The 12,743-nt window shown below is 49.7% G+C and carries 6 protein-coding genes; 3 read left to right on the top strand and 3 right to left on the bottom strand.

All coding sequences use genetic code 11. The features are described 5' to 3' along the window. Window positions 1-149 precede the first annotated feature (149 nt). The 3 genes from ACTJJJ_RS00820 to ACTJJJ_RS00810 are packed head-to-tail and all read left to right on the top strand — an operon-like array spanning window position 150 to window position 5,675. Window positions 150-3,350, top strand: a complete 3,201-nt coding sequence (locus tag ACTJJJ_RS00820) for a SusC/RagA family TonB-linked outer membrane protein (protein WP_188931688.1) — start codon at window positions 150-152, stop codon at window positions 3,348-3,350. A gap of 42 nt (window positions 3,351-3,392) precedes the next feature. Beyond that, a complete protein-coding gene (locus tag ACTJJJ_RS00815; protein WP_440701139.1) occupies window positions 3,393-5,051 on the top strand; it encodes a SusD/RagB family nutrient-binding outer membrane lipoprotein in 1,659 nt (552 codons plus the stop codon). Between the two features lie 45 nt (window positions 5,052-5,096). Next, window positions 5,097-5,675 (top strand): hypothetical protein, encoded by a 579-nt coding sequence (locus ACTJJJ_RS00810; protein WP_188931690.1) that lies wholly within the window; start codon window positions 5,097-5,099, stop codon window positions 5,673-5,675. Between the two features lie 168 nt (window positions 5,676-5,843). Here the strand turns inward: ACTJJJ_RS00810 and ACTJJJ_RS00805 are convergent, their stop codons facing one another. From ACTJJJ_RS00805 to ACTJJJ_RS00795, 3 genes are read right to left on the bottom strand one after another with little or no spacing between them, the layout of a single operon-like run. Continuing rightward, a complete protein-coding gene (locus ACTJJJ_RS00805; protein WP_440701138.1) occupies window positions 5,844-8,063 on the bottom strand; it encodes a hypothetical protein in 2,220 nt (739 codons plus the stop codon). A gap of 9 nt (window positions 8,064-8,072) precedes the next feature. Beyond that, window positions 8,073-10,583 (bottom strand): chitobiase/beta-hexosaminidase C-terminal domain-containing protein, encoded by a 2,511-nt coding sequence (locus tag ACTJJJ_RS00800; RefSeq protein WP_440701137.1) that lies wholly within the window; start codon window positions 10,581-10,583, stop codon window positions 8,073-8,075. A gap of 17 nt (window positions 10,584-10,600) precedes the next feature. Beyond that, window positions 10,601-12,472, bottom strand: coding sequence for a right-handed parallel beta-helix repeat-containing protein (locus ACTJJJ_RS00795; protein WP_440701136.1), 1,872 nt, complete (start codon window positions 12,470-12,472; stop codon window positions 10,601-10,603). Window positions 12,473-12,743: the final 271 nt, after the last annotated feature.

Raw genomic sequence — 12,743 nt, 5'->3', positions numbered from 1 at the left:
AAATTATATAAATATAGAATAACATTCTGTTATGTTAATTTTTGGTAAAAATCGGTTAATATCCGGTAAATGGTCACTAATCAAGTTTTCTATCATTGTGGACAGGTTACTTGTAGCCGACTGCCAAAACCTAACTAACGGAATAATTTATGAGGAAATTTTTACTGCTGGGCATCCTGCTGGGATGCTCCTGCTGGCAGATTGTCTCTGCCCAGCAACGAAAAGTCACCGGCAAGGTGACGTCTTCTGACGACGGGAGTGAGCTCCCGGGCGTTGCGATTGTGGTGAAGGGCACGCCCATAGGCACCAACACCGGTACCGACGGAACATACGCTATTTCCCTGCCCGACGGTGCCACGACGCTTGTGTACAGTTTCGTCGGTACCACAACCCAGGAAATCCTGGTCGGCAACCGATCCACGGTCGATGTACAGCTGGTAGTCGACACCAAAAACCTTCAGGAGATCGTGGTGACGGCCCAGGGCATTGCACGCGAGAAACGTGCATTGGGGTACGCGGTGACGACCATCGAGAAAAAATCGATCGAGGACCGCCCGCAGGCAGACGTGGGCCGGGTATTGCAGGGCAAGATCGCCGGCGTCAATATCACGTCCACATCCGGGGTTTCGGGTACGGGTACCAACATTACAATCCGGGGATATTCTTCCATTACCGGCTCCAATCAGCCTCTATTCGTCGTCGATGGCATCCCGTTCAATTCCAATACCAACTCACGCGGTGGTTTCACAGGCGGCGGGCAATCGGCTTCGAGCCGCTTCCTGGACATCGACCCGAACAATATCGAAAATATCACCGTGCTGAAAGGTCTTGCCGCGACGGTAACCTATGGCGACCAGGGCCGGAACGGGGTTATCCTGGTAACGACCAAGAACGGAAGTAAAAAGGCCCGCGCAACCGAATACTCCATAAGCCAGTCGTTATTTGCCAACCAGGCACATCTGCCCCGGTATCAAAATGATTACGTGGGTGGCTTCCAGCAAAACCTGGGCTATTTTTTCAGTAACTGGGGCCCCACTTTGGAGGAAGCCCAGACCTACCCGTCCCAAAACACCAATGCGGCCCTGACCACGCACCCTTATGCCAACCTGACGACATCCGGAGGCCTTCGGGCGGCCATGGCGGATTATGTGGCTTCCGTAAGCCCGTATAAAATGCAGGTTTACCCCAACAACGTCAAGGACTTTTTTCGTACCGGGAAAATCTCTACAACATCTCTGAACGTGTCCGGAGGCGGAGAAAAAGTGAGCTACAATATATCGGCGGGATACAACGCAGAACAGGGCTACATCCCCGAGAATGGCTTGAAAAGGCTCAATCTGGGTCTGGGACTGAACGCTCAACTCAGTAAAAAGCTCAATATCATCACCTCGTTTAATTTCGTCAATACCGACCAGTACTCCCCGCCGCTCAGTGGGGGAACCGGAAACAATGCGCTCGATTTTCCGTCGGTACTCGCCAATGTGATGTACACGCCCAGGCAGGTCGACCTGATGGGGTGGCCCTACGAAAACCCTGTTACCGGCGGCACGGTGTATTTCCGTAGCGGCAACGACATTCCAAACCCCAGGTGGATTTTGAAAAACTACAAGACCACCGGCATTGTCAACAGGCTTTTTACCTCGACGCTGCTCAACTATCAGTTGGCCCCGGATTTTTCCCTGATTTATAAGGTAGGGCTGGATTACTACACGGAAAACCAGCGATACATGCTCAACAAGGGAGGTGTGAGCTTTGTCAATGGATTTTACAACACTTTTGATATCAACAACAGGATCTGGGATAACAGCCTGATCCTTTCATATAGCAAAACACTTTCGGAGAAGTTTTCATTTTCTGCCAAAATCGGGGGAAATATGCGTAATGACTTATTTGAAGGGAAAGTAATCACCAGCCAGAACCAATTGGCCCGCGGGCTTTTCCGTCATGATAATTTCATCGACAATTCGGCCGCCGATTTCGAAACCGAGCAAACGCGGATCGGGATATTCGGGGAAATTACGGCCGATATCGACAACGCATTGTTTCTGAACGTAGCGGGCCGAAACGATTGGACCTCGACCGTGGAAATCGCCAACCGTAGGATCTTTTACCCCTCCGCCAGTCTATCATTTGTACCGACCAGCGCATTCAGAGGGATGCAGTCCGACTTCCTGAATTTCCTGAAACTGCGCGTTGGCGTAGGAACTTCCGCCGGTTTCCCTTCACCTTACAGCACGCGAAACATACTGGATCAGAACGCAAGAGCATTTCTGAACAGCGCCGGCGCGACCATACAGACGCATTCGGTCAACAACAACCTGGGTAACCCCAACCTGAAACCTGAACTGCATACAGAATACGAATTGGGTGTAGAAGGCAAAGCTTTTGACAACAAAGTGGGTTTCGACCTGACGCTGTTCCGGAGAAATACCCGCGACCTGATCACCAATTCGCCCCTGGATGCATCGGCAGGTTATACGTCTACGACGATTAACATCGGCAAGATCCGGAATGAGGGAATCGAGCTCAGTATGAATGCCACCGCAATCAAAACGGCCAACTTTTCCTGGGACCTGAATCTTGTATATTCCAGAATCCTGCCAAAAGTGCTCGACCTGGGCGGCACCTTACAGGAGGTCCAGATCAGCGGTTTCGGAGCATCACTGGGCAACTATGCCATTGTAGGGCAGCCTTTCAATATCATCAAAGGTTCAGGTTTCCGCAGGGATGATCAGGGCCGGCTACTGATCGGCAGCAACGGCTACTTGCAAGCCACCACTTCTCCGGTGATACTGGGCAACCCCAATCCTGCATTTACGAGCAGCCTGTCCAACACATTCAGCTACAAGGGCATTACTTTGGATGTAATGGTCTCCTACCGTCACGGCGGCGCGATGTATTCCTCTACCGCGGGGGCTCTGATGGGTCGGGGCATGACCGAAGACACTGGTCTGAAAAACGGCTACGACCGCGCCCAGACCTATATTTTTGACGGTGTAAAAGCGGATGGCACGCCCAACAACTATCAGGTGACAGCTTCCGATGTCGGGTTCAACAATATTTACTTCTTTGGAGATGAAGGCAGGATGTACGATGGCAGCACCGTTCGTCTTCAGGAGGTTTCGCTTTCCTACCGGCTTCCGACCGGCCTTTTGAGCAAGTTAAAGATCAAAAGGGCATCCATTGCATTCACCGGCAACAACCTCTGGTATAAGGCGCTTCACTTTCCCAAGGGGTTGAATTTCGACACGGACAACCTCGGACTAGGGGTTGGCAACGGCCTGGGTTTCGAGTTTTTGACCGGGCCCAGCTCGAAACGGTACGGCGCGACCTTGAAGCTTACATTCTAGCCGCCCTTCAAAACATTTATTTGCCATTAATCCATCCAGATTATGAAGAAGGATATGTTACCAAAATTAAAAATATGCCTGCTGGCATTTACCTGTCTGCTGGTCAGCGCCTGTTCGCTGGACCTGCTCGACAACCCTAATGCGGTTACGACCAATAATACCGATATCAATTACCTGCTTAGCCGCATCGAACTCGACTACGCCAGCCATTTCGATCAAATGGGCAACTCCGGAATGCGCCTGACGCGTATGCTCAACCAGGGCGCGGCCATCTATGACAACGCCGTTTCGCCCGGTGGTTTTGACGGTGCCTGGACCAATGCCTACGCCAATATCATGACCGACGTCAAAACCCTGATCCCGATCGCGGAGTCGAGCGAGTTCTTTGTCCATGCGGGTATCGCCCGTACGATTCAGGCATCGGTGATGCTTAACCTGGTCGACGGCTTCGGGGATGTACCTTACAGCGAGGCGCTGGATATCAATAATTTCAATCCGAAGACAGACGGTGGGGCCGCCATCTATACCGCCGCCCTGACGATCCTGGACCAGGCCATCGCCAATTTCTCGGCCACTTCACGCTCAGCGGCAGCAGGCGACTTGTACTATGCCGGCAATGTCGACAACTGGAACAAGGCGGCCAATACGCTCAAATTGAAAGCGCTACTGAACCTGAGATTAACTGACAAAGCGAAAGCTACTTCCGGCATCTCGGCCCTGATTACCGGCGGCCGGCTCATTAGTTCGGCCACGGAGAACTTTCAGTTTAAATTCGGCTCGAACCTGACCAACCCCGACACGCGCCATCCCCGATATGCGGGGCAGTACTCCCCCACCGGCGGCGGCGACTACCAGGCCAACCATTACATGGCCGCATTGTACGCGTCCAAAGGGTTTCCCGATCCCCGCATCCGTTACTATTTTTACCGCCAAACCATTGTCAACCCCACTGACGTCAATACCCTCAGATGCATTAACAATCAAAAACCATCCCATTACTCGGCCACAGACGTTTACTGCTTACCGACATCAGTGGGTTACTGGGGCCGCGACCATCTAAGCAACGAAGGCATTCCGCCAGATGGCTTGCTCAGAACTGCCTGGGGAGTTTATCCGGCAGGGGGATTGTATGACAATGACGCGGGAAAGGCTGTTTCCCTCGGTGCGGGGGCAGGCGGCGCGGGCATACACCCGATCATGATGCGGTCGTTCGTGGATTTTATGCTGGCCGAAGCGGCCCTGACACTCGGTACAGCGGGCAGCCCACGCGAGTTACTGAAAAGCGGCATCGAAAAATCGATGGCTGATGTAAGGAGCTTCGGACTGGCGACCATAGAGAGTAGCAAAATCTCCGCTTTCGAAGAGGCCAAAGCGATCGTATGGGCCAAGGATGTTGAGACATACCTGAGCACCGTACTCAAAGCCTACGATGCAGCAGCCACAGACGCAGCCAGACTCAACATCATTGCAACCGAGTACTGGCTGGCGCTTTATGGCAACGGCGTCGAAGCGTATAACCTATACCGTCGGACAGGCATGCCGCTTAATATGCAGCCGGCACTGGAGGCCAATCCGGGCGGCTTCGCCAGGTCGTATTACTACCCGGCCTCCTTTATTACCCGGAATGCGAACGCGAAGCAGAAAGCAGATGTGACACAACCCGTGTTCTGGGATAATAATCCGGCAACGCTTTTCAGATAGCGAGCTCATTGGATCAAAGTTTAATTCAACTTTAAAATATCGGTTATGAAACATATACAAAGCGTGTTACTGAACTGCCTGCTCGCCCTGGCTGGCGCCGGATGTGACTCCCCGCTCGAAAACGAGCGGATCGATGAATTCTCCCTGCAATCGGGCGGGTACATGCGCGTGGTAACGCCTTACCCGGTTTTGGCCAACACATTTACCGTTAGCCTGGCTAATATGGCGGGGACCAAACTGGAATGCCTGCATGAGGCGATCACCAAAGACAAAGGGGGACTATTTGCCTCTTATGACCTCACGATCCGTTTTGTCGACAACACGCCCGCCAACGGCACCAATAATATTTCGGACGTGGCCTTGCGGAAGATAGCCGCGTCCTCGTATACCAAAGATCCCACTACCGGCTACCCCCGCGCAACAATGACCATTACAGGCGAAGAGGCATTGAAAGCCACCGGTATTGACCCCAAACTGGTGAGTGCGGGAGACCGGTTCGAGGTAACCGGCACGATGGTGCTGACCGACGGTAAATCATTCACCGCATCGAACACCACCATCGACATCACCGGCGGCGCTTTTTATAGTTCCCCGTTCTTTTACCGGATCAACGTGAGCTTATAATGGAGTCAACTCATACACTGTACTTGTTAAATGCTCCCGCCTGTGGCGGGAGCATTTTTTGATTAAGAGCGTGAGATTCTACAGGTGAAGGCCGGTGTATGCTACGGAATGCATACTGCTTTTCAAACAAAAGGATTATCAATCAATGCGATAATGGACGTCTCTACATTAAAAATTGAAATATTTTTCAAGGAAACGCCAACCTACCATAGCGCCATATTCATTTAAATGGGTGGCGTCCGTCGTAAAACTGTTGCTATCGGGGCCTGCTGCTCCATGCATTTCATTATAGATGGACGTGCCATAGTATTCCGACCTTGCTTTGGCGATGTTCCAAAACTCGTAGAACGCATTTGCAGACGCGATAGGCAGCTCTTGCAGGGTTTGGAACAAGGTATCGTGATAGTCGAATACGGTCGCGGCGCCGTAGCCGTTGATATAGGTCATTCTTACCAAATCATTTGAATCTACCAGAAGCTGATTACGCATACAGAACAAGATATAAGCCATTAGGTCGGGTTGATAGGGCTTGTTCAAAAGATGCGTAATGAATTCCTCAAACTTGGCAGCAAACATTGTTGGTGATTTGTCTGAGGTTATCGAAAAGCAACTAGCGCCCTCGTTGATGGTGTTGCAGGAATAAAGGATCAGATCAGGTTTCCAATAATCCACTGACCACTCCTCGAATTTGCCTAGTGCGTCAATATTATGAGAGCCTCTGGCCGAATCAATAAAATTAATCATCGTTTCGGTTGACGAATATTGAATGCCCCAATAACCCAGGCGCCCGCCGTCCATACTCTTGATGGTTATTTTTCGGCTGTTGTCAACGACCGTTCGTCTCATCTTCAAGCGTTTCTGAAATATGGTCTTTCGAAAACCATGGGATTTACGCTTGGTCCCATTAATGGTTGATTCGAATTCTGCTGCTTCGATCAGGTCCGGTTCCTGCGCTGAAAATATAAATCCGTTTGCTTCCTTCCACACATTGTTTAGTTCGTCGAAGACTTCCACGACGCCGTTAACCGGCTGGTTCAATTCTCCTACGATTACCTGAAGTGCGTCTGAGCAGAGATAATCCGTTCGGTAAATGAAGTCGCACCTGCGATAAAAATTTCTGAACAAAAAGGTTACCTGCGGATTCGCGCCGGTAAGTATTCTGGTCAGGCCGTTATAGTTGGCGACAGGGGGCTCTTCGATTTGGCCGTTAGGATCGTCGCCGACCCGGTAGATCCAATCCCAGGCCTTATCCTTGTTTTTCGTCACCCCGGATCCGACCTCAACGAATGCGGGATCATTGACAGCTGTAATTTCGGTCATCGCGTCAAACCGGCGAAATTTTTGTTGCTTCCACCTGAGTTTCTCTTCAATGAAGGAAGGGATATTCCGCTCCGTACAACAAGGTGGCCGGTAAGCCTCGTCAGTACGCTTGACGCTGTAATTCATGTCTGTGCTGATCGACCCGTCGAGCATGACAATATTGACATCTTCGCGGCGGTTTCTCCATTTCTTGACAAAATTGGAGACTTTGTCCTTAATGGGGGAATTCTCGTCCGAACGCTTCATGAGCAGGCCTTTCCCTTCCAGGTCACGAAAACGGTCATAGACCCCTTCCGCGAAAGACGGATTGTAAGGCGTCCAGGAGCGGTTCATAACTGCTCCCAGCTCGGCATAGCCTTGAAGCGGATCGAGCTGGGTGGCACTGTTGAATAGATACCTATGCAAGTGCAGTGTCTGCCCCGTTCCTTTTTCATAGATTTTAGGATCACTGTAAGCTGGGTATTCGGCTCCTGAAAGGCAAAGGATTTCATTGTTGCTCAGTGTCATACTTGCCGACTTGACTACTTTGTATCCACCCATTTCGTCGAACAGATAGATCCCGTCAACTTTTACGGTTACCGTGTCGCCATGGTCGATCACTGAAATTCCCTGAGGATTTCCGATTATAAACTTGGCATGCCCTTTCTGAAACCGTGTTTTTCGGCCGTCGAAAGAAGGATATTGTGAGTTCCATACGAAGTTAAGCACAGAGCCTATTTCAGCGTACCCCTCCAACGGCTCTGTTTGGCTTGGGTTATTGAATGGGAACTTATATAAATACAGAGCCTGACCAGTACCTTTTTCGTAAATTTTAGGATCACTGTAGACTCCGCCGTCACTGCCCGACAAGCAAAGGATCTCATAATTTTTGACAGAGATTGTGGTGGGCGCAATGCCTCGATAACCACCTCTTTCATCAATTACATTGACTGGTGCGGTCAATGTAATATTGTAGTAAACACCGTCAGTCGCATTATATGCTTTACTTACTATGATGGCGTCCTCATTGCCGATAATGAATTTTGTGTGACTTTTCTGAAATTCCAGATCGCTGATTGGCAGGCTCATATCGTTGAATTAATTAAATGATGGATTGTCACAAAAAACGCCAAGGTCGGCGATAGCCATCTGGGCTCCGGGCTGGTCGTCAAGGCTTGGTTGCAGAGCCTTTATATAGACGTAGCGGGCAACGACAGGGTTAAAACTGATCGAGAGGTACTTAAGATTATTGTTCTTTCTAACAGCAACGGTCGTTCTTGCCAAATTATCCAGTGAAGTTTCAATGACAAATTCGGTCGCGAAGGCCTCCTCGGTAAATGCCAGAGATATGCGGTCGATCCGGACAGCTGTCAGCAGGTCGACCCGCAGCGTGTAGGCAATCAGCCCGCCGGCGCGAGCCCAGGAGTCCATGTTCCCATCTGTAGCGTTGATGGCATAATAGAGCGCGGAAGCGTTAAGTGAAGCGCCTGCATTGCTAAAAAATCCCACAGGTTTACCCAAAGCAAAATTTACGCTGCGCTCCGACTCGACGACCCGGTATTTCAAATTGATTAGCTGGCCGACTTTATTGGGCGGTATCGGAAAAAAATCGCCGTTTATACTCAAAAAGAATGGGTGGGTAATCCGCAAGTCCTGACTATAAGGAATGGAGCCCTCCGTTACCGCGTTGGATAAATAGCTATCGACGTTGTTTTCCTGGATACATACGATGTATGTTGTACCGGCTTCCAGCCTGATTTCGGCCGTATTGTGGTACTGATAGCCGTCTACCAGCGGAGCGGCAACGTCCATCGATCCCGAGTAGAGCGGATACTCGTCAAAATATCGCTTGATAATGATATCGTGGCTCGTTGTGATAGCTGAGGCAGACCTTCTTCCCACAGCCGTTACAATAATGGGTGCACTGCCGACCGTGAACTGCATGCCACGGTAGTAGGGCTTTCCGGGATCTTCACTATCTGCAACGCCGTCGACCTGGTTGCTAAACAACTTGCGGCCGAAGTCGGGATTGGCGTAAGTCTCTACATAGAGCTCTTTCACATATCCGATGAATTTGCCCTCTTCCTTTGATCGTGCCCTGACTTTGACATTGGCTTTAAGCGCTATCGGACCCGAGTAAATATGGCTGGTGGTATCGGGATCACTTCCGTCCAAAGTGTAAAATATCCTGGCTGGAACCGGAGTGCTCATGACTACCTTGCCATCAACATAGCTGATTTCCAGATCTGCACTGAACGCTTTGTTTGTTGTAACATACTGTGCGATCGAAGTGATGAGGGGCTGATAATGACTATCCAGTAATTCTCCGCAGGCCTTTACTGGTAAGGCTATGGCAACCGTCGCTCCTGCCAGCCAATTGTTCGTGATGTTGTCAATGGTACCCTGGGTGTTTTTAACAGGAGAGCTGCCAGAGCCCGGCCCCCAGGCAAATGAGGTGGTGATCTGATTGGAGATATAAATGGCCATCTTTTTCTTTGACAGCAATGGCGTGGCCGTTTCAAGAAGAGATGCGCTGGTCGAATCAGATTTTGTGGTTTCGTAGATTACAAAATCCGCATAAGGATACCGGACCTGCGTTCCGCCCATTTTTCGCTCAAGCAACGATTCCCTCGTTCCGGGATTAACGCCGAAAATAAAAAACGGATTGTTGTAGCGGATAATAGGGAGTATGTTATTCCAATAAAACCATTGCGGAATGATTTTAGGGGGATCAAAAATATCCGACGCTCCGCCAATATCGATCCAAAGTCCGTCCAGCTTTTTGTCGACGACCAACTCGCGAACATAACCGATGTTGGGTCCCCCCCAATTACCATTGCCATCGCCATCCGTCCATAAGAATTTATCCGGATCTGAGCAGTTTTGACATGCGGGATTTCCTCGGTAATCCGGTGGGAAATAACACAGTACTTTTAAGCTACGGGCATGGAATGCGGTAACAATTTCGTCCATAAATCCACGCGTAGAATGCAAGAAATACCGTGTTACTGTGGTGGAGTCCCAATTCCGGTAGCTATCCTGCCAAAGTCCCGAGAACTCGATGAAGCCTGCCCCCCAGCTTTCCATCTGTTGGGCCCAGCTCGCGGCATTAAATTGACCCACCCTGCCTTGAAATTCGGTAGTTCCTGTCCCATCTCCTCGCGGCGGGCTATTTTTGATCTGTGGATCGGTAAACCGTCCCCAGTGAACGGTCACCCCTAAACGAGCATCCCTCAGCCAACGCGACCGCTCAGGAAATGCCGTAATGGCCAGGTCCTTCTCTTCTGTCCCAACATCGGTAACTACCCTTACTCTAAATTCGAAAAGGCCCTCTTCTGTGGGGGTTCCCGTAATTCTTCCATTTGTGGAAAGAATGAGCCCTGTTGGTAAAGTTCCGGAAACAAGCGACCAAGCGTAGGTTGTTGCGCCGGTTGCTCTCATTTGAAAATAATCCTTCTCCGGATGATCGGGGCCGTTGTCCATGACATGTTCGGAAATCCAGGAAGCGTATTTCAAATTGTCAACAAATACAGGATAGATCGCGTTTGCCTTGTCATTCATATAATCACTAGGCACGACCGATGACGTTGTGGTGATCGTTACTGGCATAATTAGTGTGTTTTGGACTAAACAGTGATGAAGTCAGAAAGAACTTGGCCGGAAATGACATTGCCCGCCAGGCTCTTGGGATTGGGACATTGGTCGATATAAAGCCCTTGCGCTCCGGCATAACTGCCATCTCTGACAAGCGTATTGTTGCTCACCAGAAGGTTGGCGCCTAACGTGACCCATACTGCCCTGTTCTTGTTTCTAACCCTGTTATTAGCGATCAGCACAGAATTAAGGGTGTAGATGTCGGTAATCAGCGTACCGCTTACGTTGATTGGGCTGCAATCGGTCGCGGTGGATTCGTCGCGAAAGTAATTGTTGCTGATCTCGAATCCTGTTAACCGGGAGTAATCTGCGGCGGCTACCCGGATGGCGTGTTGCGTGAATGATTTGAAAGTGTTTTCACGTATCACAGTGTTATCGTAAGTTACCGGCACCGAAGAAGTGCCTCCCGTCGCAATAATCGAGATACAGCGCGCAATATGCCCGATCCCCGCCCTGAATATATTACCGGCAATAACAAGGTCGGCGGCGGCTAGCGCCGAAATCCCATTGGTGGTATTTCCTTCAAACCTGGACTGGCGAATGGCCACATTCTTGACAGAGCCAGGAGCTACGCTTCCGAGGATTATCCCCTTATCGCCACTGAGGAACACGCAATCCTCGACCACAAAACCGTCGACATAGTCCAGGAGCAGGCCGTTGGTCATATTGGAAAAGGTGACCCGTTTGAAGACACTATCCTTGTTGATATTGGCAGCGTTGAACTTAAAGCTTGTTAGGGAAGTATTCGCTGTACCACGATGGATCGTAAAACTCTCACATTGAATAGAATCGGCCGTCTTTACTTCAAACACGCATTTATTGGCCACCAGGGTCGTGGGATTAATAATTGTATTTTCGCGTCCCATGATGTACAGCGGACCATTGATTTCGAGCGTATCGCTTACCGTGATCGTGCCATTAGGCAAAATAATCACGCCGCTTTTTTGCCTGGCGTCCTCAAATTCGTCTTGTAATCTTGCCAAGTTATCAACGCCCGTGCTAGTATCGGCCAGAGAAACCACCGCACTCCGCTCGAAGAAAGGATAAAGCCCTTCGATATCGCGCACTGCCTGATCGACAATATTAGTCGCAGCAACATAAGCCTGGGTTTCATTCAGAACGTTCAGAGATTCCCAGGTAATGGTCCTGTTTCCTGATTGCGGCGGGTTCCCCGCAACAATCGAAAGCTTTACTGCCAGTGTTTCATTGGCGGCCTGTAAGACGTAGGAGATTATCACCTCGATTTTAAGGTTGTCCTCGGGATAGGGCCTGGTGACGATATCCTCTGGCGCAAGTGGAACGTTTGTTCCGCCGGATGATAATGTCACGGCTGTAATATTGCCGATCAGCACCGGCTTATTTTCGGTCAACAAAAGCCGGATTTTGATGGTATCGCCGATCTCGTAGCTGGTAAAAGTGGAGGTCTGGAACGATCTGGCTATGAAAGTATTGATCCCTGTTCCCGAAGTGATGGTTATTGTTTTTAAAAGGGCGTCAACATCGCCTCCATTGCTTTCGCCACTCGTGTCGGTGGTGGGAACAGAAGGCCCCCATCCGGCTTGTCTGTTTTTCAGTATGATATCACTGAACGTTTCACCAAAACCGCTGTCAGGGTACTTTTTAACGAGATTGACCAGTGCTGTGCCTCCCTGGTACCAGAATTCCCGGTTGCCATTGCCGGAATTGATAATACGCGTATCCCCGATGGCTATGCGTGTGCCCGGAACACTTGAATGCGCCTCGGCAACAGATGTGTAAGGTGTCCCATCAGCCTTCATGGAATTTGCATCCAATGGAAGCGTGCTGGTTTTTCTGATCGAATCGAATTCTTGAACAGTAGGCATAGTGTAGTTTATTTAAATTGATTATTGGTTATGGAATAAGAGTTAAGACTCAATATGCTTATTGATTTTTTGTAATTGATATTGAATGGACATAGCAATATCACCATGACACTGTCATTGAATTTCCACAAACAAATATTAAAAAAGGAGGTTATTTTATGGCGTCAATGAATACAAATCACACCGTTGCTTTCAGAAACACAACGACGAAAACTAATCAGTATTGCAATAGAAATCTGTAAATATTTTCATTGTGAAACTGATTTGTTTT

Source organism: Dyadobacter sp. 22481 (assembly GCF_052044875.1).
In the GTDB taxonomy this organism is placed as follows: Bacteria; Bacteroidota; Bacteroidia; order Cytophagales; family Spirosomataceae; genus Dyadobacter; species Dyadobacter endophyticus.
This window is presented reverse-complemented; position numbering and strand designations above follow the sequence as displayed.

Excerpts from the sequence above, each read along its gene's own strand:
- ACTJJJ_RS00820 (WP_188931688.1), top strand. The coding sequence starts at position 150 with ATGAGGAAATTTTTACTGCTGGGCATCCTGCTGGGATGCTCCTGCTGG.
- ACTJJJ_RS00815 (WP_440701139.1), top strand. The coding sequence starts at position 3,393 with ATGAAGAAGGATATGTTACCAAAATTAAAAATATGCCTGCTGGCATTT.
- ACTJJJ_RS00810 (WP_188931690.1), top strand. The coding sequence starts at position 5,097 with ATGAAACATATACAAAGCGTGTTACTGAACTGCCTGCTCGCCCTGGCT.
- ACTJJJ_RS00805 (WP_440701138.1), bottom strand. The coding sequence starts at position 8,063 with ATGAGCCTGCCAATCAGCGATCTGGAATTTCAGAAAAGTCACACAAAA.
- ACTJJJ_RS00800 (WP_440701137.1), bottom strand. The coding sequence starts at position 10,583 with ATGCCAGTAACGATCACCACAACGTCATCGGTCGTGCCTAGTGATTAT.
- ACTJJJ_RS00795 (WP_440701136.1), bottom strand. The coding sequence starts at position 12,472 with ATGCCTACTGTTCAAGAATTCGATTCGATCAGAAAAACCAGCACGCTT.